At 39.1% G+C, this 24,756-nt stretch carries 14 protein-coding genes; 10 read left to right on the top strand and 4 right to left on the bottom strand.

What is annotated here, in order from left to right:
• Nucleotides 1–14 precede the first annotated feature (14 nt).
• The 7 genes from Q0983_RS00950 to Q0983_RS00920 all read left to right on the top strand — a co-directional run bounded on the left by Q0983_RS00950 (nt 15) and on the right by Q0983_RS00920 (nt 15,162).
• A complete protein-coding gene (locus Q0983_RS00950; protein WP_299547357.1) occupies nt 15–1,847 on the top strand; it encodes a sulfatase-like hydrolase/transferase in 1,833 nt (610 codons plus the stop codon).
• 226 nt (nt 1,848–2,073) lie between these two features.
• A complete protein-coding gene (locus Q0983_RS00945; RefSeq protein WP_299547353.1) occupies nt 2,074–3,906 on the top strand; it encodes a sulfatase-like hydrolase/transferase in 1,833 nt (610 codons plus the stop codon).
• A 10-nt stretch (nt 3,907–3,916) separates the two neighbouring features.
• The gene (locus Q0983_RS00940; protein ID WP_299547350.1) at nt 3,917–5,119 is read left to right on the top strand and encodes a right-handed parallel beta-helix repeat-containing protein; all 1,203 of its coding nucleotides are present in this window, start codon (nt 3,917–3,919) and stop codon (nt 5,117–5,119) included.
• Between the two features lie 142 nt (nt 5,120–5,261).
• Entirely contained in the window at nt 5,262–6,482 is a 1,221-nt protein-coding gene (locus Q0983_RS00935; protein ID WP_299547347.1) for a family 16 glycosylhydrolase, read from the top strand.
• 2 nt (nt 6,483–6,484) lie between these two features.
• Complete coding sequence (locus Q0983_RS00930; protein WP_299547344.1) at nt 6,485–9,370, top strand: T9SS type A sorting domain-containing protein; 2,886 nt, start codon at nt 6,485–6,487, stop codon at nt 9,368–9,370.
• Nucleotides 9,371–9,384: 14 nt separating this feature from the next.
• The gene (locus tag Q0983_RS00925) at nt 9,385–10,701 is read left to right on the top strand and encodes a glycoside hydrolase (protein ID WP_299547342.1); all 1,317 of its coding nucleotides are present in this window, start codon (nt 9,385–9,387) and stop codon (nt 10,699–10,701) included.
• 252 nt (nt 10,702–10,953) lie between these two features.
• A complete protein-coding gene (locus tag Q0983_RS00920) occupies nt 10,954–15,162 on the top strand; it encodes a two-component regulator propeller domain-containing protein (protein ID WP_299547339.1) in 4,209 nt (1,402 codons plus the stop codon).
• 14 nt (nt 15,163–15,176) lie between these two features.
• Here Q0983_RS00920 and Q0983_RS00915 read toward each other — a convergent pair whose 3' ends face one another.
• From Q0983_RS00915 to Q0983_RS00900, 4 genes are all read right to left on the bottom strand, one after another.
• The gene (locus tag Q0983_RS00915; RefSeq protein ID WP_299547336.1) at nt 15,177–16,838 is read right to left on the bottom strand and encodes a sulfatase-like hydrolase/transferase; all 1,662 of its coding nucleotides are present in this window, start codon (nt 16,836–16,838) and stop codon (nt 15,177–15,179) included.
• Between the two features lie 272 nt (nt 16,839–17,110).
• The gene (locus Q0983_RS00910; RefSeq protein ID WP_299547333.1) at nt 17,111–17,374 is read right to left on the bottom strand and encodes a hypothetical protein; all 264 of its coding nucleotides are present in this window, start codon (nt 17,372–17,374) and stop codon (nt 17,111–17,113) included.
• A 117-nt stretch (nt 17,375–17,491) separates the two neighbouring features.
• Entirely contained in the window at nt 17,492–18,199 is a 708-nt protein-coding gene (locus tag Q0983_RS00905; RefSeq protein WP_299547328.1) for a hypothetical protein, read from the bottom strand.
• Nucleotides 18,196–20,943: a right-handed parallel beta-helix repeat-containing protein gene (locus tag Q0983_RS00900; protein ID WP_299547325.1), complete on the bottom strand. Its 2,748-nt coding sequence runs from the start codon at nt 20,941–20,943 to the stop codon at nt 18,196–18,198. Before Q0983_RS00900 ends, Q0983_RS00905 begins: the two co-directional genes overlap by 4 nt.
• A 563-nt stretch (nt 20,944–21,506) precedes the next feature.
• Between Q0983_RS00900 and Q0983_RS00895 the strand changes: the two genes are divergently transcribed.
• The 3 genes from Q0983_RS00895 (at nt 21,507) to Q0983_RS00885 (ending at nt 24,755) form a co-directional block, all read left to right on the top strand.
• Nucleotides 21,507–22,514: a family 43 glycosylhydrolase gene (locus tag Q0983_RS00895; RefSeq protein WP_299547322.1), complete on the top strand. Its 1,008-nt coding sequence runs from the start codon at nt 21,507–21,509 to the stop codon at nt 22,512–22,514.
• A gap of 16 nt (nt 22,515–22,530) precedes the next feature.
• Complete coding sequence (locus Q0983_RS00890; RefSeq protein ID WP_299547319.1) at nt 22,531–22,908, top strand: hypothetical protein; 378 nt, start codon at nt 22,531–22,533, stop codon at nt 22,906–22,908.
• Nucleotides 22,909–23,174: 266 nt separating this feature from the next.
• The gene (locus Q0983_RS00885; protein WP_299547316.1) at nt 23,175–24,755 is read left to right on the top strand and encodes a sulfatase-like hydrolase/transferase; all 1,581 of its coding nucleotides are present in this window, start codon (nt 23,175–23,177) and stop codon (nt 24,753–24,755) included.
• Nucleotide 24,756: the final 1 nt, after the last annotated feature.

Raw genomic sequence — 24,756 nt, 5'->3', positions numbered from 1 at the left:
ACACTAAATATACTATGAACAATAACAAAATCACGTGGCTGATCATAGCTTTACTAATGGTTGGTAAGGTACCAATGTTGGCTCAGCAGCAACAGCCCAATATCCTGTTTATACTGACGGACGACCAAAGATACGACTCAGTAAAAACCTTTAACAAAGCTATCGACGGTCAGGAGATGAGTAAGCTCGGTTATATTGAATCGCCCGAAGTAGACAAGCTTGCTGCTCAGGGGACCACCTTCATAAATACCTACTGCCAGGCATCAGGGTGTGCGCCATCTCGCGCGGTAATGCATCAGGGCCGCTATACTTTTAGGTCAGGGATTTATGAATTTGAATGGCATAACAATGTCGCCGAACATATGAAGCCTTCGCTACCGGAGCAATTGGCGACAATGGGGTATCAAACATTTCATGTTGGTAAACTAGGTTACAGACTTAAAGGGTTGACCGAAACCGGAAAAGCAAAAGCCCATAAAGTATATCAAACCGATATGGATTTCAGGAGATTAGGTTTTGAAGGCTTAACGGATTATTGCTATGGAAGTATTAGAGAAATAGATGGAAAACCGCTTGATCCACCGGTGAATAGGGTGGAGTTGTTTGTCACTCCGGAAGGCAAATTTGAATATGTTTGTGATGAGTTAATAGCCCAACGAAAAGAATATAAAGCTGTTGCAGAAGAGCTTACAAAGAAGTATGATTTGATAAGGCACTATAAAAAAGGGACAAAAGAATCTATTTCAAAAGGCATGATAATTTCAGGGGTGAGCCCGCAACCGGCTGGAAAAACAAGGGATGGTTACTACGCGCATTTCTTGAATGAATACCTAATTAATGAAAATCAGCCATTCCATGCAGGGAAATTAAAGTTTACAGGGGTTGACCCTTCAAAGCCGGTCTTTGCTCATATCGGATTCGATTTTCCGCACACACCAGTGTTACCGCCGGCAGATTACCGCGAGCGGTTTCAAAAACATACTTACAACATACCAAAAGTAACTGATAAGGAGTTGCAGGGTGTTTCTGAGCAGGTGAAAAGACTTCTCAATAATAAATATACGGATCATATGAGTGAAGAGGAATTGCAGAAAATGATCCAGGATTACTATGCCTTTTGTGCTTATGGAGATAGACTGGTAGGGAAAGCAGCCAACGATTTTATTGCTTATAGCGAAAAACATAACCAACCCTGGATGATTATTTATGTATGCGGCGATCATGGATGGAAGTTAAATGAACATGGGGCCACTTCAAAATTCACACCCTGGGAATGGGATACCCATAACCCTATGATTGTGGTGTCTTCGGATAAAAAGAAATTCCCGGCTGGAAAAATAGTAAGGGAGTTTACTGAATTTGTTGATATAGCCCCTACGGCTTTGGGGGCGGCGGGAGCTGATTTATCGGATAAAAGATTTGCCTATCTGGATGGTTTGGATTTAGCAAAAACCGTTTCAAAAGAAGCACCGATAAGAGATTACATTGTTGGGGAAACACATGCGGTTATAGGTCCCAGAGCCTTTATTAGAACTAAGGATTATGTACTGTCTTTAAAAACCAGGCCTTCAAGAAAGGAAGGTGAAAACATGACATGGGCCTTATCCGCTTCATGGGAAGACCTAGATCCTGCATTATATGATTCAAAAAAAGATCCCGGAGAGATCAATAATGTGGCTTTCGATAAGAAATATCAAAAAGTAGCCCAAAAGATGAAAGACAAATTATTGAACATTGTTCTGGGAGATAATCGTGTTGAGATTAACTGGGGAAGATGGGGAGAAGGAACCAAAATTTTCCGTAGCAATTTTGCCCCCGGAGCCCATGATTATAAACTGAAGCTTTGAAACTAGTAAGAGGATTGCCTAAAAGACTAACATTTTGTTCTTCCGAACTGTTACATTGGGCGTGTCACACTGAGCGCAGTCGAAGTGTTGATTCAGAATCTCGTCTTTTAATTACTGCTATGATTATGAGAACCTGAAATACTGAAACAAGTTCAGCACAGGCAAGTTCAGGTTGACAACTTTTGATTTTTTAGATGAGTTAAAACAAATATATAAAACAAGTATAATGAAAAACAAAATTGCTGTTATAGCACTATTTTTAGTGGGATCATTAAAATTCAGTTACGCACAGGAGCAACAGCCTAATATCCTTTGGGTTCTAACAGATGACCACAGGTATGATGCCATTCAGGCCTTTAATAAAATGCTTCACGGCCGGGAGAACAGTGAATTGGGATACGTAGAATCCCCACAGGCCGACAGATTAACTGAAATGGGCACAACCTTTATCAATACCTATTGTCAGGCGGCGGGCTGCGCACCGTCCAGAACCTCTATGCATTCCGGTCGTTATCCGTTCCGTTCAGGGGTTTATGAGTTTGAATATTATAACAATAATGCCGAACATTGTGAGCCTTACTTACCGGAACAAATGGAAAGCCTGGGCTACCAAACCGTACATTTAGGCAAATTAGGCGTCAGAATTAAGACGATCAAAAACGGGAGAGCCGTACCTCATGAATTATATCAAACCGATATCAACTTTAAGCAATTGAGAAAAGATGGGCTAACCGGTTGGGGTAAAGACTGGTTTCATGAAATGGACGGTAAAAAGCTGAAAGAACCCTTTAAAAGTATGGAGTTCTTTGTAACCGAAGACGGCGCGTTTGAATACATATCGGAACGACTTGAAAAGGAGTTTCCAAAGTATGCCGGCACCGCTAAAAATGCTATGGAAAAATACGATCTTCTTAGGCATTACAATAAAAAGAAAGGACCACAAACCGAGTTTTCATCCGGAATTTTAGCTGGCGTCAGTTCAAGAAAAGCAGGGAAAACCAGAGATGGTTACTACTCCTCAATTTTCGAGGATTTCCTTAAAAGTGAAAACAAAACCTTTAAAGCGGGTTCCAGAACATTTGATGGTGTAGATACCAATAAACCGTTATTCTGTCATATAGGCTATGACTTTCCGCATACGCCGGTATTACCACCTGCAAGCTACAGGGAACGCTTTAAAAAACACAAGTACAAAGTGCCGGAGTTTGATGAAAGCGAGTTGAAAACAATGCCGGCTCAACAAAAGAAACAAGTCATGAATGGCTATACCGATCATTTTACAGACGCCGAAAAGCAAGCTATGATTCAGGATTATTACGCATTTTGTGCCTATGGGGATGATTTGGTAGGACAGGCTGTTGACGATTTTATAGCTTATAGCGAAAAACATAAGCAGCCCTGGATGGTGATGTACGTGGTAGGTGATCATGGTTGGAAATTAAACGATCACGGATCCGTGTCAAAATTCAGCCCATGGGAAATCGATACACACAATCCCATTATCGTGGTCTCTTCAGATAAAAAGAAATTTCCGGCAGGGAAAGTGGTAAGGGATTATACCGAATTTGTAGATATAGCTCCAACCATATTAGCGGCTGGAGGCGCCAATCTTAAAGCTGAAAAATTTGAATATTTAGACGGATTGGATATGGCCGATGTGGTTTCGGGAAAAGCAGCAAAAAGAGATTATATCATTGGCGAAGCGCATGCCGTTACAGGGCCCAGAGCCTTTATCCGAACAAAAGATTACGTGTTCTCAATGCAAACACGGCCGCATAAAAACAGGGGTAAGGATATGGATTGGGCACTTAAGGCTTCTTATGAAGCATTAGACCCTGCTTTATATGATACCAATAAGGATCCTCATGAGGTTAATAATCTAGCATTCAATAAGAAGTACAAAAAAATAGCTGAGAAGATGAAAGAAAAGCTTATAAACATTGTGCTTGGAGACAATAGAGTTGAAGTTGGCTGGGGAAAAGGCGGTAATGTAACCGGAACCACGGTATACAGAAGCAATTTTGCCCCGGGGGCACATGATTATAAGTTGAAACTTTAAAAGGGTTAAAATGAAGAAAATAGGGTTATTGCTTATAGTTGTACTTGCGAGCATACATATGTCCTCACAAGATTCCGGTATATCCACATATCTTAATATCAAATCCTTTGGGGCAAAAGGAGACGGAAAGACAGATGATACGCCGGCGTTACTAAAAGCCATGGAAGCGGCTACAAAGTCAGAAGGCACTGTGTATTTTCCACATGGGAATTATCTAATCCATCCGGTAAAAGTTCCTAACCATATTACACTGTTAGGCTACTCGGCCTGGGCCTATGCCAATAAGGACCAAAAGGATAAAGATTATATTGGTAAAACTATTTTAACAGCACAATCGGGTGATGCCCGTGCTTTGCTTGATTTGGGCAGTAATCGGGGTATTCGAATTATTGGTTTAACTCTTGATGGAAGAGGACAAGGAAAGCGTATGCACGGGGTTTATGCACGTCATTTAGGGAGTGAGCAACATAACAATATAGAGGATTGCCGCATACAGCATTTTAGTGGTTCCGGGATTCGTTTGGAACGTTCCTGGGTGTTTTCGGTGCGTCGTTGCCTCCTGATGTTTAACCAGGAACATGGTGTGGATGTTACGGGAGGCTATGATGGTTGGATTATTGACAATCAACTCACTGCCAACAAGGGTTACGGTCTGTTTGCAAGAGGAGAGCCACATCCGGATAAAACGGAGGAAGAGATTAAAGATTTAAAGTTTTTTGGAGGGGCTTCCGTTATGGTTACCGCTAATCGCATTGAGTGGAATAAATCAGGAGGTGTTTATTTAAACGGCTCTAACTCTATGCAAATAACGGGTTGTGCGGTAGATCATAACTTTGGTCCGGGCATTAAAATTTCCAATGGAACCGCCCACACCATTTCGGGAAATTTGTTTAGAAGTAACGGGGTAGATGCCAAAGACGATGCTTGTTCCCAGATCTGGCTTGAAAATGTAAAGGGAGTAGCAGTTACCGGTAATATGATTTGGGGTTGGTACAATAGAAAAGAATACAAATTTGAATTCCCCTATCCGTTTTACGGCATTATAGCAAAAAATCTTAAGGGAAGTGTCATCTCCCAAAATGCCATGTACCATAGTTCCAGTAAGGAAGGTGTGAGTGACAGAGGTGGCAATGGAACCTCTATCATTAAAGATAATGCCTATGTAAAACCTAAGATTGAAAAAATTGAAGGTGGTTTTCGAATCATAAAATAAATAATTGAAACTTTTGATAATCCCATTTTTTCTATAGAAAGTTTATACAAAGCCTAAATAGAACATTCATTCTATATATTAAATCATATAGTTCCATGATCGCATTGATTTTTGCGCAACTTGTTGCTTTATTAATTCGATTATGAAAAAATATCTTGTTATAGTATTAACACTATGCCTGGGAGGCATGGCTTACACACAATCAGGTCCACCAAAACCACCCGTGGGTAAACGTTGGGTAATGAATCCTGATTTTTCAGATGAGTTTAACGGCACTGAACTGGATACCACCAAATGGTTAGACCATCATCCCACCTGGAAGGGAAGAGCCCCGGGGTTGTTTATGCGGTCACAGGTATCCGTTGCAGACGGGTATCTTCAACTTAAAGGGGAAAAGATGAAAAATGACACCATAGTTGATAACCGCACATTTAATATAAAAGGAGCAGCGGTGGTTTCAAAGAAAGCCGTTTACCTGGGGTATTATGAGTGCCGTGTAAAAGCTGCGGCAACAACCATGTCTTGTACGTTCTGGTTTTCAGGCGGCGGCGGTGTTGGGCCCAAAGGATGCGATAGGTACCATCAGGAATGGGATATACATGAATCTATTGGTCGTGAAGGCGATTTTCAAGGTAAGTATTTTGCAAGTGGGATGCATTCCAATGCGCATTATTGGTACACCGATTGTGATGGCAAAAGGCACGATTATAGAGCTGCTCAGGTAAGGTTTGAAGATAACGAAGTATCCTCAAAAAAGTTTCACGTGTATGGTGGCTGGTGGCGTGATGAAATATCGGCCAGTTATTATTATGACAACCAGGAACCAAAACACCAAAGGTTCTATGATAAAATAACGGATAAGCCTATGGACAAACCCATGTTTATGCGTTTGGTGCACGAAACCTATCCGTTCCCGTGGATATCATTACCAACCGATGAAGAATTGGCTGATAATACCAAAAACACAGTGTATTATGACTGGGTTCGGGGCTATGAATTGATCGATGTCAATAAAGCCAATGACTCAAAGCTGGAATCTGAAATTGGATTGTATCATGAAATGGTACTTTTTGATAATCATCAGATCGATTTAAAAGCTTCAGAATCATTACTAATTCCTTTAAGTTATAAAGCTAATGAAGACCGGGACATTATATTGAGATTAGTGGATGCTGAAGACAAGAAAGTTCAGGAAGTTAGGACAAAAGCATTGGCCGGGTATGCCAATCTCGAATTCAGTTTGAAACTGGATCAGAAACCTTCCGCAGGCAAATACAAGTTAACAACCCATCTGGTTCCGGTTGGTGGTGACAAAAAAAATACTTTAGATACTAATACCTTAATTGTTAATCTTGAGAAATAGGCATGAAAAGACAAACCGTAAAAAAGCGACCAGGCATCATGAGAGAAATATTGGTATTTGGGTTGCTGTGTTTTAATCTGTCAGGGCTTTCAGCTCAAAATCAAATTCATGTTTATTCAACGGAAATTCCCTGGGTCCAGGGTACAATTTTTGAAGACCCCGGTAAAGTTTATTCCATCAATGAGGCTATTGGTCAGGCATCAAGCGGAGATATTATTATAGTTCACGAAGGGATTTATAGGGAGCGTATTTTAGTAAATAAAAACAATCTAACTATTAAAAATTTCAACAATGAATATGTCTTGGTCACCGGGGCGGAGGTTGTTTCGGGCACTTGGTCTGATGCATCTGGCATGACCTCGGGAGTGAAAGTTGTTGATATCTCCGGTTTAAATATTGAAACAGATTATAGCCAGTTATTTGTTAACGGAAAAATACAAAAACTGGGACGACACCCTAATAGGAACATCGATCCAATGATGGAGGTGATTTACCCTAATAACGATGGTGGGTACGCCCCTTTGATTAATGGATCAAAGCCTGCGGGAGTACAAGCAACAGGTCAAATAACTTTTGATGAAACTACACTTCCAAATGTAGATTTAACGGGAGGTATTGTTAGGGCCATGACAGGTAAAATGCGTAATTACGTGTACGGTGATATTGTTTCAAATTCGGGAAATACCGTTTCCTTTAAAGCCATTCATAATAATACGGATTGGTACAAAGAAGGCGCTATTCCTTCTACACGTTTTAAATTTAGTTGGGGTTTTGTATTGCATAAAAATTTAGTGGATACTCCCGGAGAATTTTTTATAGAAGGGAATAATCTTTTTTATTTTCCAAAGGAAGGTGAGAATTTGGAAGAAAGTCGGGTTGAGCTTCAAACTCGTGAAAGCGTACTTGTTTTAAATAATACAAGCGGTGTAAGCATTAATGGGATAAATTTTGTGGCAGGAAATGTAGACGCACAATCAACTAATAGTGCTACAATTGACGAAAGCTCTTTTAGATACTTACATCCATTTTGGACACCGAATGGATATGGGCAGGGAAATACAGACCGTAAAGGAATATATTTCGAGAACAGTTCAGATAATACCGTTAAAAATACTTATATAGGGCATAGTTGGGGTAATATGGTTGCCTTGAAATTTGGTCAGAATAATACTTTCGAAAACTGTATTATAGAAGATTTTGGATGGGTAGGCGTGTTTACTTCCGGAATTCATGTTAATAGGGCAGATAATACCAGTATTAGTAAATGTACTTTTGGTGAGGCGTGTAGGTTTCAAATTCGAATTGATGGTGGAGACGCTAAAGTTGATATTTTAGATTCTGATTTTTATGGTGCTATGAAATTAGGGGAAGATGCCGGGCCATTAGAAGGGACAAGTACCGGAAGAATTGGTTCCATAGATTTAAAAGGAAGTACAATTGCTTATAATAAAGTGCATGATGTTACCGGGCTACCCGTATCTGATGGAAACTACAATAAAGCTAAAATTGTTGCTTTTTATATGGAAGATATAGAGAACTACACGGCACACCATAATCTCATTTACAATTTCAAAGCAGATAATTACATGGGGTCAGTTGAAATTGAAGAAGTTGGGGAGTTTCTCTACTTAGGACCACGTTATAATAGAATGCAAAATCCGGTAAACTACTATAATAATACGGTATGGAATTATGATGAATTTTGCAGTATATGGAATATCGAAATAGATAATTGGGCAGAATTAGGCTTGGCTGAAGCGGACGCTTCTGGAAGTATGGAAGATGGACATTTTGCCAATAACGTATTTATGAACGAGTCCATCTACAGGCTAAGTTATGTGCGTCAAATATTGAGTCCTACAGGAGGAAACCTGGGCTGGGTCTCCTTAAATCCAAGTCCTAGCTTACAGACTACAGACTGGAATGAATATACTTCGCATTGTTCTAATTATAATTATAAGTTCAATCCTCAAAATAACATACTATTAGATTTTAATAACCAGGGAGATAACTTTATTGACGCTCCTAACGGTGATTTTACTTTGCTTAACGGTTCCGCAGCTAAGAATGCGGGTGTTGAGATTCCGGGGATTACCAGTTCTTCAAATCCGGATTGCGGTGCATTGGAAGGTGGCAACAGAGTTTTAAATGCAGGATCTACATTAGTTGTTCCTGAGTTTTTGGAACAGGCTATTTCCGTATTGAACGTGAAGTTTACTATTGCCGCTACTTCTGAAACATGCCCAAATAAAAACAATGGATCCTTGAGTATCGTTCCTAGTTTTGGAGCTGATTATGAAGTAAGTTTTGACGGAAATACTTATGAGTTTACAAATGAAAGAGCTTTTGAGAATGTCGCCCCGGGGGATTACGACATTTGTATTAACATTAAAGGAAAACCGGAAAGCCAATGTTTTACGGTTCAGGTAGGCGAAGCAGAGGCGATAACTCTAAAATCTGTTTTAAAAAGTAATCAACTTGCGGTAAATGTAACAAACGGAACAGCACCTTATAAAGTATGGATAAATAACTCTCAAGTTCTGGAAACCATGTCGCCATCTTTCGCGGTTCATGTAAATCAAGGGGATACGGTAAAAGTGAAAACAGATAAAGATTGCGAAGGCGAGTTAATACAGTCTGTTGATTTTTATTCAAATGTTAGGCCTTTTCCAAATCCAACATCGGGAGTGTTTAAAATTACTTTACCAATACAGGAAGGTAACATTCCAATAGAAATTTATGACATCCGTGGGCAATTAATATCTTCAGAAATATATATCATTCATTCCGGGGAAATTCAGCTTAATCTAAACGGAAAGACCTCAGGCATGTATTTTGCAAAATTATTGTTGGATAAACCAGTGAACTTCAAAATCATTAAGAACTAAAACTTAAACTAATCATGACATTTAATTTTAATTTTGAATTGAAAACCTTTGTTTTGATACTATTTGCTATCAGCCTTATAGTGTCATGTTCAGATGCGAAAAAAGAAACAAGCTCGAATGAAGAGAAGGTTGAAGGTGCTTTCCCTTATATGTTGCCTGAAACAAAACCTAATCGTCCTTTAAGTGCAGCATTAGAAAGAAATTATGATGCTTATATGGGGCCTCGCCAGGAAACCAATGAGTTGTTTACACAATTTAAATATACCAGGCTTAAGGGATTTGATTATAATGGTGGTGATGGCACTATTACACGTCGGGACCCATCCAAAGTGATTTTCGCCAATGGTAAATACTACATGTGGTACACACATCGTGAAACATCGGCAGCACCTGTAGGGGTGTCAAATGCCCATTTAAGTAGCGATAGTATTCCTTCGGCAGATTGGGATTTAGCCGATATTTTTTACGCAACCTCAGAAGATGGATTTACATGGGAAGAGCAGGGCGTAGCTGTGCCTCGGGCTGAAAAACCAAACCTTGGACATCGTTCCGTAACAACTACTGATATTTTAGTTTGGGAAGGGAAATACTATTTATATTATCAGGCATTTTCCGTAGCTCCGGGTAAAAATGGCGGTGATAATTGTCCGGTAGCTGTATCGTATGCCGATTCACCGGATGGGCCATGGATACCCTATAATAAAGATGTGATTCCTAATGGAGCACCCGGGGAATGGGACCAATATTCCATTCATGACCCATATCCTATGGTCCACGACGGTAAGGTTTATTTATATTACAAATCAGATTTCGGAAGAAGTGATACCACACAAACGGTACGTATGCATGGATTAGCTATAGCTGACAATCCGCTTGGGCCATTTGAAAAGCACCCCTTGAATCCTATTATGAATTCCGGTCATGAAACAACTCTGTTCCCTTTTAAAGAAGGAGTGGCCGCATTTGCTATAAGGGATGGGAATGAGATGAACACCATTCAATATGCTAAGGATTGGGTGAACTTTGATGTGGCCGCTACTGTGGAAATGATGCCGGATGCTGCAGGACCATTTATTCCTGATGTATTTACAAATACCACAGACGGAAGAGGTATCACCTGGGGAATATCCCATTTTACAGTGCCTCATGGCAATTGGAAAAAAAATCATGCCGTCTTATTGAGATTTGATTGTGACCTCAGTCTGGATGTTCACGACCCCAGAATGAAAAGACACCATAATAAACCTAAAATAGAAACCTTGTACAGACATGGTTTAAGTAAAGAGCAACGGGAAAGAATAACTAAGGCCAATAAAGAACTAAAAGAGTAGTCTAAAGGTTACTAAAATAACCCGTTAGCTGTAAAAAAGTTTCAACCCTAAGCACAACGTGTTTAGGGTTGTTTTTTTGTCTTATTTAAATCCTCATAATGCTTTTAAGGTCTAAATGTTGTACATATGTGCATTTTTTTAGGGAGTTTGTGCAATAACATACATTTATTTGTAATATTTGATACCTTTGAGAAAATAGAAATTATATTGCGTTTATATTTAATGGAAAAGAATGTTACAAAGGTTTGTTTAGTGCTTTTTTTACTATTAGTATGCAACTACTATAAAATCTTCGCACAAAATTCAGCTTATTTCGAGCATATAAGCTCAGGAAATGGATTGTCCCAAAACGATGTAAACTGTATATATCAGGATCATCAAGGTTTTATGTGGTTTGGGACGCATGATGGCCTTAACAAATATGACGGATATGACTTTACCATTTATAACTTAGAACGTAACAACCCCAATAGTCTAACCAGTAATTTAATTTTTACTATAACCAGTGATGACAATGGGAATTTATGGATCGGGACTACCGGTGAAGGTTTAAATTGTTTTAATCAATCTTTAGAGCGGTTTTCCCATTTTAAGCACGAATCCGGTAACAAGAAAAGTCTTAGCAACAATCAGGTTAGCTATGTTTATAGAGACAGTAAGAACAGGTTATGGGTTGGTACCAAGGATGGCCTGAATTTGTTGGATTTAACCGGTTTTCATAATGAGGAGGAAGTGGTTTTTAAACGCTTTGCCCTTAATGACCAGGAAAATTCTACGGATTATATAGCCAATTTTATTTATACAGTTTTTGAAGACAGCAAAAATAATATTTGGGTAGGAGGAGCCTATGGATTATATAAATTATCTGAGCGCAGTGATGGTAGTACCTATCTGCGTCTGGTGAATCAGGACGTTGGGATGTCGAGTACTTCTGTTAGAAGTATAGCGGAAGACGGGCGTGGTAATTTATTTGTGGGGACAGTGTCTGGACTGTATAAGCTTAATTTAAATCAGCCTTCAGGTAGGGTTCGGTTCGTTAATAGTGCCTTTTGTGGTTCCTTGTTAGTGGATGACAATAGATTATGGGTTGGTACTAATTCAGGTTTGCGGCTTTTTGATAACGCTCCCAATAATGACCTTCCGGTTTTGGTCGAGGCCTATAGGTACAATCCGAAAAATCCTTTTAGTCTTACTAAGGATATCGTAAAGTCTTTATATAAAGATCGAACAGGTATCATATGGGTAGGAACCAACGGGGGTGGTGTCAATAAATTGGATCCCAATAGAAAACAGTTTGTACATGTAAAAAAGACCAGTGCCGAGGAGAGTCTGAGCTACGATAAAATAAGGTCCATGTACGAAGATAGCAATGGCACGTTATGGATTGGTACCGAAGGGGGCGGATTAAATATGCTTCCAAAGCAAAAGGAAGGCGCATCCGAATACAGTTTTATAAAATTTAACAGCCCCTCCAAGCCCTTTGACATTATAGAAATAGAACGGAACAATAAAAAGCTATTGTTACTTGGGACCGAAGCTTTTCCCGGGCTCTTTGAATTGGATATTACGGATCCGTTAAAGGTGGATGCTGAAGGGATCATAGGGATCGAGGAAATTAGGAGTAGCGTTTTTTCGTTATTGGAAGACCGTCATAAGAATTTGTGGATAGGAACTTATGATGAAGGCCTGCACAGATGGGCTTATTACCAAAATTCAAATAGTTATAAAAAGGACTTATTAGTAAACAATAGAAATAATCCTTACAGTATTTCCAGCAATATTATACGGGACATTTTACAGGATAGCCATGGGAATATCTGGTTTGCTACCAGTAATGGGTTGTCAAAACTTATTCCGGATGAAGCGCTCAATAAAGATCCGAAATTTGAGGTTTATAGAAAAGCACCAAATGATCCGAATAGCATAAGTCATAATTATATCCTGTCACTTTATGAGAGTAAAGATGGCACCATCTGGATAGGGACCTTTGGTGGTGGACTTAACAAATACATTCCGGGTGTTAACGGAGAAGCCGATAAATTTTTGGTCTATTTAGATATTGACGGCCTACCAAACAATGTTATCAAGGGGATTTTGGAAGATAAAGACGGTAACCTTTGGTTGTCAACCAATAAAGGGCTTTCCAAGTTTGATCCTATTGAAGAAACCTTTAAAAATTATGACGAAAATGATGGTTTGCAGAGTGATGAATTTCAGGAATTGGCCTGTTTAAAAAAATCCAATGGTGAAATGCTATTTGGTGGCGTAAACGGTTTTAATGCCTTTTTTCCTGAAAATATTATTGATAATGATATTGAGGCCAAACCTATAATAACAAGTTTTTCAATTTCGAACAAAGAGATTGGGGTAGGCGAGGTCGTTAATAGAAGGGTTGTACTGGACAAAGTCATAAGTAAAACACAAGAACTAACGCTAAAGTATAATGAAAACAGCTTTTCTTTTGAATTTGCAGCGCTGCATTTTGCCGCACCCAATAAGAACAAGTTTGCCTATATGCTGGAGGGGTTTGATGAAGATTGGGTTTATACCGGTGCGGGTAAGCGTTTTGCTACATATACCAATTTAAGTTCCGGTAATTATACCTTAAAAGTAAAGGCATCCAATAATGATGGTGTTTGGGGAACAGCACCATCACAGATTAAAATACGTATCAAACCGCCCTTTTGGCAAACCAATTTCGCATTTCTCCTCTACTCATTATTTATTATTGGTTTATTGTTAGTATACAGGCGCTTTACCATTATCAAAACTACAAAGAAACACCAGTTGGAATTGGAACATATGGAGAAAGAAAAAAATGATGAGTTGAACCGAATGAAACTCGAGTTTTTTACCAATATTTCCCATGAGTTTAGAACCCCTTTAACGCTGATCAAGGGCCCCTTAAAGTATTTGCGTAAAAACAGCCGTAATCTGGATGAAGAAGCCGTTCAAAAGCAATACACGCGGATGTATAAAAACACAGAATACCTGTTGCGATTGGTTAATCAATTGCTGGACTTTAGAAAACTTAATCAGGGGAAAATGAAATTGGTTCTAAGGAAAAGCAATTTACTGGGGTTTGTGAAGGAAATCTGTGAGCCATTTCAGTTTTTAGCACAAAAACAGGACATTGTATTCAATGTGTATTCCAAAGAGGAAACCATAGCGTCCTGGTTTGATCATGATGCCCTGGAGAAAATCATGTTTAACTTATTATCGAACGCCTTTAAATTTACAGGGAAAAGAGGTAAGGTTGAGGTAGATATTTCTATTGACGATAAAGATTATGCGGTCATTAAGGTTAAGGACAATGGCAGTGGTATTGCAGAAAACAGGATCGCAAGCATTTTTGACAGGTTCCATACGGAGAATAGTACCGAAAGGAAAAAACAACAAGGGGCCGGCATTGGACTTTCGTTTACTAAAAATTTAGTGCTTTTACACCAGGGGACCATAGATGTTAAAAGTGAACCCCATGTAGAAACTGTTTTTACAGTACAGCTACCTATGAATAAAGAGGCTTATGCCGATATTCCTGAAATTGTAATTAAAACAGCTGATGATGTTGATTTTCTTGTACGGTCCTCAGAATCTGAGATAGCAGCCATAAGCTTTAATGATGAACTTATTGATCAGGATTTTTCAAATAGAAAATCATCGTCCCCGGTCTTATTGGTTGTTGATGACAATGACGAAATCAGAAGTTTTATTAAGGATGCACTATCCGGGGACTATGAGGTTTTTGAGGCAGATAATGGTAAAATGGGGCTGGAACTGGCCAATAAACTAAAACCAAGTATCATTTTAACAGATGTTTTAATGCCGGTCATGGATGGTTATGAATTATGTAAAACTTTAAAAACGCAGATTGATACAAGCCATATACCGGTAATCATGTTAACGGCAAAGTCCTCCCAGGAAAGTGAAATCCAGGGCGCTAAAGTTGGTGCGGATGATTATATACGCAAACCTTTTGACATAGAACTGCTTGAGCTAAAACTATCAAATATCGTAAAGCAACGAAACGATTTAAGAAAACGTTTTAACAGGGAGATAAACCTGCAGCCTAAAGAGGTCACCGTAACGACCATGGACGAAAAGTTTCTTCAAAAAGCTATTAATATCGTGGAAGAAAACATGATGAATCCTGATTTTAATGTGGAAATGCTGGTAAAAGAAATGGGGCATAGCCGAAGTGGTATGTTCGTTAAGTTTAAAGAAATTACAGGGCTTTCCCCAAGTGAGTTTGTAAGGAATATTAAATTGAAAAGAGCGGTTCAGCTTTTTGAACAAAGTGACTACTCTGTTAAGGAAATTATGTTTATGACGGGCTTTAATACCGCGTCCTATTTTTCTAAATGCTTTAAAAAACAGTTTGGTGTGGTGCCTAGTGAATATGTGGGGAAAAATTCGCAAAAATCAGTCCCGGATTTAAAAGAGGACTTAAAGGAAGAGTAAATCTTTAGAGGCTTTTAATCATTCCAATGTTGATCAATTATCTTTTGAATGTGGGGGAAAGTCTCAAAATCCTCTTCATTTAACTGTTTTCTTTTTGCGATCAATTGTTTTTTTAAATCGCTGATAATATCCTTGTATTCCGGATTATAGTATATGTTATTCATTTCTTCGGGATCTTTTTTTAGGTCATAGAGCTCCCAGGCTACGGGCGTATTCGCAACTGTTTTGTTTTTTGAACTATCCTTATGTTGTTGGTGCTTTGGGTTGTTACCATTGGTCCTGTCTTTTCCGTAGAAGAAAATGAGTTTGTGCTTTTTGGTTCTTATGCCAAAATGTGCAGGGTTATTGTGGTTGGGAGTCATATGCGTCCAATTTCTATAATAAGTGGATTGCTGCCAACCTTTAGGTTCTTCGCCTGTTTCCAGAATGTGTTTGAAACTATGCCCCTGCATGTATTCGGGAGTGGCGCCTCCTGCCAACTCTATTATGGTTGGGGCAAAATCGGTATTATTGACGATGGCATCGGTTTTAAGACCCGGTTTTATTTTTTCAGGGTATTTTATGAAAAATGGAATTCTAATAGATTCTTCATACATCCAGGACGTATCAATATAATCGTGCTCTCCAAGCATGATGCCCCGGTCACTGGTGTAAATGATTATGGTGTTTTCATCCAAACCGGCTTCCTTTAAATATAATAACAATCGGGCGACGTTATCATCAATGCCTTTGATATACCGCAAATAATTTTTAGTGTATGCCTGGTAAGTTTGGTGCCTGTGTTCATTATCAATAAAAGTGTCGGTGGATTGGACTTTGGTATTAGATGCGGTAGGGGAGGTATCTGGAGTTCTGGTCCAGATAAGATCTCCTTTATTTCTACCGGACAGTGAGGTGCCTATTAGGTGCACTAAGGAGTCATTTTTGCCCCTGGTGGCTATAGAACCGTTATTTCCATTGTGATATAAACTGGCTGGTTCGGGAACATAGGAATTGTCCAAATAGTCTTTGTAGCGCGGGGCGAAATCAAAATTGTTTTCCGCTGCTTTGAATTGATGAAATAGTATAAACGGTTTATGGGGGTCTCTTTTATGTTTTAACCAATCTATAGCTAAATCCGTTATAACATCAGAACTATGCCCCTTATATTGCTTCCTTTTCATATAATCGGTTCCGGGACTGTACTTTGGGCTATTTTCGGTTAACCAGGGATTAAAACTGGATTCCTGATTTCCGGTATGCGCCAAGATGTTATAATAATCAAAATTAGGTGTAGCGGTAAAATCGTAATGGCCGATAAGTGCTGTTTCATAACCTAATTTTTTCATTTCCATGGGTAGATATTGCCTATCTGAACTTAAGGTGTTTTCGGGGGCCAGTATTTTGTTGGTTTGGCCGTATTGACCTGTTAAAATGGAAGCTTTGCTGGGAACGCATATGGAGTTGTTTACAAAACAATTGGTGAATACCATCCCTTCGTTGGCCAGTTTATCTAAAGACGGGGTTGGGTTCAAAGTGGCCAATCGCTCGCCGTATACGCCTAATGCTTTGGTGGTATGGTCATCAGATATAATGAACAGGATGTTGGGCTTTTTGCTAATGACCGCTGCTTCTTTTTTACTGCAGGAACCAAGTAAAAGTATTAGGATTAATATGGTGATTATGTGCTTTAGCATGCCCTTATAGGATCAACAATTATGTGTTTTGTTCATTACTTTGTTTTCATTGATGGAGCCTTCAAAAATGGAATGCTCAAAAAATGATTTTAAACAAAGCTAAAAGTGAATGGAGTTGGCTACTAAAACTAATGTCTAAATTATTAGTACTAATGTGCTTTCGCAAGGCTATACATTGTTATTGCCGACATTTTGTAAGGAAAAGAGGCAATTGGCTGGGGCCTTCAATACATATGGAAGATGTGCTGATAGTCAATTTGCCATGTGAATTCTTAATTGTTGGAAGTTGTGATTAGATCCTTTTTGTGATTTGATAATTGAATACTTTGAATGCCCTTTACCATGTAAGGAACAAAATAACAGCTTTCTGAATAGTCAACAGGTAAATTCTTAGGGATGAGTTTTTCGTTTTTGCCTCCAAAAGGATGTTCGCAAATGCTTGCACCTCGTATTCCAAAATCGGATTTGCCTTTTGGCCCAATGAGGTCTCCAATATTTCCTTTGGCAAAGGCCTTAGGTCTTAAACTTCGCTCCAATTATTGGCATCCATTCACCAACCAAAAGGTGTTCGTTGATCTCGTCATTGTTAACGTCCGCCCGGACAGAAGACATTACCATGCTAATGTTCCCTCAAAGCAAACTGACTGAAACAGCTATTCTGTCCTGAATTCAAAAACCGGTGATTGCGAATTAGAACCACCCTCGTCAGTAGTTATGACACGCCAGTAATAAACAGTATCGGCATTTAATGCTATGTCCGCTATACTCATATTTGTTGTGTTAGCATGTAAGGTAGTTGGTGGGTTGGCCGTACCCAAATACACATCAAAAGAAGCTATATCACCATCAATATCACTACCACTCCAACTCAACGTAACCGGAGATGGCACTTCGGATCCCATAGCCGGCTCTACTAAATCTGCCGGAAACGGGGCATAATTTTCTACACCTTCACCGGCGTTATAAAACTTCCACGTTTCACTGGTTGCGGTAGTAGTCGTTTTATTAGATTTAGATATAACCTGCCAGGAATAAGGCACATTTCTTCCAATTGTTAAGGTTATTGATGTAGTGGCCGTGCTTTGTTCGGTAGTAACATCAGTATCTAAATTCTTTAAAACATGTGTATAGTTATTAGTGTTTGCAGACGCATTCCATCGAAATGTGACTCTGCTTTCTGTATCAGAGACCACATTCCCCTGGTTACACTCTTCATCCTTTTCCGGAGAGACTAAGACTGCCGCTTCCGGAGGAAGAATCTTTGTTTCTCCACCATCATCACTTCCACCACCGCCACTGCAGCTAAAAAGGGCTAGTAGTATTATTAATAAACTTCCTTTTAAATATTTACTATATATCATTGTTTTATAATTTTAGATTGGGTGTTAATGTTTTGGCCTTTTATAGATACAAAATACATACCTGCACTTAAATACTGTGTATTTATGGTTATGCTTTGACCCGTTACTGGCTGTGCTTTATTGATCACTACTTTTCCTGTTGCTGAAACTACCTGAACATTTACCAATGATTTTACCTCATTGGCAAATGCTATGGTAAAATGATCTTTTACTGCATTAGGGAAAATAGTTATGTCATCAAATACCTGTATCATTTCGTCATACTGCCCCTGACAGTCTTTATCTGCCTTTACAGAAAGGTTGTTTAAACCTTTTGATAAGTTCAGTGTTATTTGGCTTCGCTTTGTATAGGTTATTTCGCCATTTAAATTGATACTATAGGTAGAGCCTCCGCTTAAATTTAAAGTCACCTGATTCTTAGAGTTATCAATTTTTGAAACTACCGCCAGATCTTCCGGTTCTACAATAGTTACAAAAAAGCATTGCTCGTAATTGGCATCGGCTGTAGTAGTAATGCACACTGTATAATTACCGGCACTTAAATCTGTAAACTCAACGCTTGTGGTGAAATCCTTTTCTGCGCCGGTTTCTGTGATTTTAGCTGTAAACTGAAGCGTTGTTTCTATAGAAGTAATTGAAATAGCACCATCATCACTGGTTCTACACGATTCACCCATGCCTTTGACCCTGAAATTATCGGCAGCCAAGGTAAAAATCTCGCAACCATCAACATCAACGGTTCTTCCTAATGGGGTATCAGGACATAAATCATCGGCATTAGCAACACCGTCGTTATCATCATCATTCGGATCAAAAGGTATACAATTTTCGCCCGGTAATCCGTAACATCCATTCCCTGTCGGGCTATAAAGTGGCTCCCAATCAATTCCGGCGGTCCAATTATTACCTCCATTCTCATATGCGCCAACGTCTGGTTTAGCACCATTAAAGCCATCGGTAATACCTGCTATCTCTCTACCCTGGTCAATAGGTGAAGCTCCTGCTTTTAATTGGAAATTTCCATTGGAGGCATTAACAAAAACATCGGCTGTAACCGTTAAATTATTTTGTTTATCAGACTGAGGCTCCCAATTATCGTCGTCAGACAAGTTATTCCAAACTTTTACGTTGGTGAACTGCGTACCCTCTTTATGCCATGCACCCATGACTTCAGATCCGTTCCAAAGCGTATTATTATAGATTTCAATATCCGCTCCATCCCAGTTTATTTGAATGTTTGTCCATTCCGTGTTCCAAACTACATTGTGATGCACTAAATATTTTGAAGCACTATTATCTAAATAAATGCCTGCTGCTTTGTATTTGGTTCCCGGAGAATCTGTATCATGAAACCAGTTATGATGAATTTCTGTCAGTGCTTCTCTTGGGCCAACCGTATAAAATAAGGCACAGTCATCTGCTAAGCGATTACTTTTGTAAACATCATTGTAAGCTATCTCATTACTGTCTCCGTTATATTGAATGGCATCTCTACCTCCATTAAAAACTGTATTACGCTCTACCAGTGTGTTACGTATTCCTCTGATAATCAAAGGGCCGTCATAACTTGCTAAAAAATCAAAATCATGGATGTAATTATTTCTAATCGTATGGTCGTTTCCTCTAACGTCTAATCCCGCTCCGGAATTAAAGGCAATTTCACATTTTTCAACAGTATTATTAGATCCCTGAACCTTAACAGATGCTTTTCCAGTTCGGGATCCGTCTGTTACTCCTTGCGTATGGTTGGCATAAAATGCCGAAACCCCGTAAAGCACATTGTTAGTGGTGCGGTTATTTCCATTAGCTTGCCATGTAGAAGAATCTTCCATATTAATATTGCCGCCATAAACAGCTAAATTTCTAATTTGGATATAACTTTTATCTTTTATGTTTATGGCTTCACGACGCCTGCGCATATGTACTTTACCATCTTCCGGAGCAGCACCTCCGGGTAGTTGAACAAATAATTCATTAGTATTGTTGTCATAGTACCATTCGTTTTCATAATCCAAAGCAGCTTTTACACCTTCCAGATAGAAATCCCCCAAATCGGCCGGTGGATGAAAGGTTCTTACCCAGGTATCGGTGGCGGTAAAGTTAAAATTAACTCTTCCGGCAGAGCTGCTGGTAATTGTACGTTTCCAGGCCAACCAACCGGAACCGGGTCTGTCTCCGTAGAACCAAAGGGCACCTCCGGTCCAGTCTATTCCGGGAATTGTAGACTCTGTTAAATAAGCACCATTAATTACATCGCCATTACTTCCTCCGGTATTTCTAAGGGAGTTAAGCGCAAATGGGTCGTCACTTGTTTTATTAGGCCATCTGGCTAAATTTAAAGCTGTTTTGTCATTTACAACGAAGTTATCCTGCCCTAAATCAGTAAAGGGAATAGTTGTTTTATAAATGGAACCGCTATCTTGGGTCCACCCGGATAAGGCTTGCATAGCTGAAATAATGACTTTTTCTCCCGGATAGGATTGGAAAATAATCGGATTTCCGGGAGTTCCGGAATTTGCAGGAGCTAAAGTTTCTTCATAGGTGCCTTCCCTTATATAGACCACATCACCTGCCACGGCCACACTTGCTGCTTTAGAAATGGTTAAATAGGGATTATCTATGGTCCCATCGTTATTATCATCACCATTTTTAGCAACATAAATATCTTTTGCATAAGAGCCAAGGCATATAAACAGGGTGAGTATTGAAATTATCGATTTATTAATTTTAAGTTTTTCTAGCATAGTTTATTTACTTTTTCACATGTGACTGGTGTCATTGCAGATAACCCATCACTTTGTTTTTTTAGAAAACCAAATATTTTTACGGATATAAGGTTCAATCGTTAAGCAAAACTAAAATGTAGTTGGTTTCTATTGTAGAACATAAGTCTATAAGGTTAGAATATATGTACACAGCTACATAATACTGCGAGAAATATGACAACAATAAGAGAGGTGAGAATTAATGAAGTCGGATGACATGATATCAATAGGCTTCGATGTAACTGGAGTCTTTTTTGGTATTAATTAGTTGTTTGGAAGGATAATGTTCAATATCAGTTAATCTAAATTTTGCCCAAAGGACAATCTTTTGACCATTTCCTATGCTTTTCAATTGATATGTGTCTTATTAATCTTAGATAAGTTATTAATTTCGAGTTGTATAATGCAACTGTTGCTTTATTTTAAATAAAGTCGACCAGGAGATTTATATTTTGAAATGCGTCATAAAAGGATGTCGATACTAACCTTTATATTCAATGAGGAATGACATCAGACCATCAAAAAGCAACATAAATAAACAGATGAAAACCAGTAATTTTTATATGAGAAGTTTAAGACTTAGCCTTTTTTTAGCTGTTTCCCTTTCTTTTTTTCAATGCGAGAATGTAGTGGAAGAAAAAGTGTTAATCCCTAAGCAGTCCAATAATTTTGTTTGGATCTATAAACCGGATGGTGATTATTTTTTCGGTCCGGACACCAAGCATTTAAAAGAAGGGAAATGGTACGACGAATGGGTGCCCAATGACCATGCTTTTATAAAAGATGAGGCAGGTAAATGGCATGTGTTTGGGATAACGCATCCTTTAGTTGATGTAAAACCTTTAAAGGGAAGTATTCATGAAGGGGAGTATGCATCCTTTCATGCCGTATCATCAGATACAAATTTTAAAGAGACCCTAACGAAGTTTCATTATAAGGATTTACCAAAAATTTTGGCTCCTAAAGAACGGCCTGGAGAAGTGTTAGCCAATCATGCACCGTACATTGTAAAAAAGGACGGCTTATATAACATGGTCTATGGGCATAGTCCCATTCGTCTGGCCGTGTCGTCAGATTTACATAAATGGATTCCAAAAGGTGAATTGTTCGATGAAGAAGGCGGCGCACGTGATCCTAATTTACTCTTTCATGATGGTATTTATTACATAGTATACTGTTCAGAAAAAAGTGTTAGAATGCGCCAGTCTAAAGATTTAATGAATTGGAGTGAATCTCAAACCATTTTAACAACCAATAAATTTGATCCGGAGTCGCCTTCGTTAATTTTTCATAATGATTCGTTTTACCTGTTTGTTTGTTCCTGGGACGGCAATTGGGATGGCCGGGATATTCAGGGAGCCTATCAGAATAAAACCTATGTGTACCACTCCAAGGATACCCTGCACTTTGGAACAGACCATGAAAAGGAAATTACCACATTAAAGTCCCACGCTCCGGAAATTTTTCAGGACGAACATGGCGATTGGTACATTTCCAGCGTGGAATGGCCTTATAGAGGAGTGAGTGTAGATAAACTTACCTGGGAATAACATATTAATATAAAAAATGACAAACTTAACAAGTAAATACAAGCTTAAGAAGCACTTTCTGTTTACCATGGCTTTAGGATTTATATCGTTGGCATTGTTGCTTCAGGTCCAGGATGTGAAACGTTCCAGACCTACAGATTGGGACGGTTTGGTTTATGGAGGTAGATTTATGGATAGGTTTTTGCCATTGCCTGATGTTGGGGAGTTAAGATCTGATGTTTGGGGTGCTGATGCCGTAAAACCCAGACATATAAATAATGGATTGGAGGACAATATTTGGTCTTATTGGGGAAAGAAGATTCAAGAAAGGAATAATCCTGTTAACCTCAGAATCATTATCAATCATCAAGGTCAGGAACCAAGTGTTTTAAAAGGATTGGTAGTTGTTAGGTAACTAAAATTAAAATGCGCTCTGTGGTTTAGAATAGTTAGGGACAAAATGTAGTGCCGTACTTCGGCAGCTTGAATAGGCTAGGTTCTTAAGTGTTTGATTTTCATAGGGAAGGCTGGTATGGTTATGGGTTTTTCAACATTAGAAATGGGTTAAATGTAGTTAAAATGTAGTTGTAGCCTCTGTGCGTGTAGTTATTGTGTAAGTGATTTTTCCCTTTAAACCTGTTTGAGTTTTAATTTTATCAGGTAGATATAAAATTATATAGAATGACAATAAGATTGATTACGTTTTGTTTGTTAGGGTTAATGACCTTACAACTACAAGCTCAGAGAAAAAAGCCTGCCCTGAGGGGTGTTGAAGGGAAGCCTAATGTGTTGGTTATTTATACTGATGACCATAGGTATAGTGGTGTCCATGCTTTAGGAGGCCAGGCTGTAGTAACCCCCACTTTAGATAATTTGGCACATACCGGTATTGCCTTTACTAATGCCTATATGCAAGGCTCCTTTTCCGGAGCTACCTGTGTGCCCAGCAGGGCGATGTTACTCACAGGGAGGAATTTGTTTCAATTGAAAGGAAGGGGGTTCGACATTCCTGAGGATCACACTACCATGGGAGAACTATTCATGGAGGCCGGTTATTATGCTTATCATGTTGGTAAGTGGCATCAGGATATGAAGTCATTGGCACGTTCTTTCAACGATGGTGCTAAGGTTTCCGGGAAACCAGCCTACCTGACGGATCAATACAGAATGCCTTATCACGATTGGGAACCTAATGGTAATTACAAACGAGAGCATTGTTATTTGTTGGAATATAACGATAAAGGCGAGGTGGTGAGCCGTCCGTTAACCAAAGATGATAAACGTGGTCCAACCGGCACAGAAAAAACAGGGCCCCATGTATCCAAAGTGTTAGCAGATGAAAGCGTTAAGTTCCTAATGGAGTACGATAAGAAAAAACCATTCTTTCATTATCTGGCATTTCCAACACCACATGATCCCCGTCAAGCTCCAAAAAAGTACAAGGATATGTACCCTGAAGAAGACATAGCGCTGTTGCCTTCGTATATGCCACAACATCCATTTGATAATGGGCATATTGTATTACGTGATGAATTGTTGGCAGAATGGCCCAGAACCACTAAAATAGCCAAGCAGCACTTGTCTGATTATTATGCCATTATTTCCCATTTGGATGCGCAAATAGGAAGGGTGATCAAGGCTCTGAAAGAAAGTGGGCAATATGAAAACACTATTATAGTCATGGCCGGAGATAGCGGGCTGGCCGTTGGTAACCATGGTTTGCTGGGGAAACAAAGTATTTATGATGAAGATGGCGTACACATTCCGTTCATTCTTTCCGGAGGCTTGATTGAAGAAGCTAATAAAGGCAGACGTGAGGACGCTTTTTGTTATAATTACGACATTCTGCCAACTCTATGTGATATGATTGGATTAAAGACCCCAAAATCAGTGACAGGTAAAAGCTTGTTACCCATCATAAACAATGAAACGGAAATGGTTAGGGATTATACCTATCATGCCTACCGTCAACATCAGAGAGCCTACCGAAAGGGAGATTATAAACTGATAGAATACGTGCGAGCTCCTGATAAGGACAGAAAGCGCGGTGACATCATCTCTGGTTCCAGAGTAACTCAATTGTTTAACGTTACCAAAGACCCATGGGAAGCTTTCAATTTAGCGGACTTTCCGGAGTATGCCGACAAGGTAGCTGAAATGAGAAAAGGAATGAAGCAAAAGGCCATCGAATTAAAGGATAAGTCACATGACGAATTGGTTAACGTTGATTTCTGGAAATACTATAATCTATCAAACCGGTAGG

The organism is Seonamhaeicola sp. (assembly GCF_028281565.1).
GTDB lineage: Bacteria > Bacteroidota > Bacteroidia > Flavobacteriales > Flavobacteriaceae > Seonamhaeicola.
The sequence above is the reverse complement of the archived record's forward strand: the minus strand, read 5'-3'. Positions and strand labels throughout refer to the sequence as shown.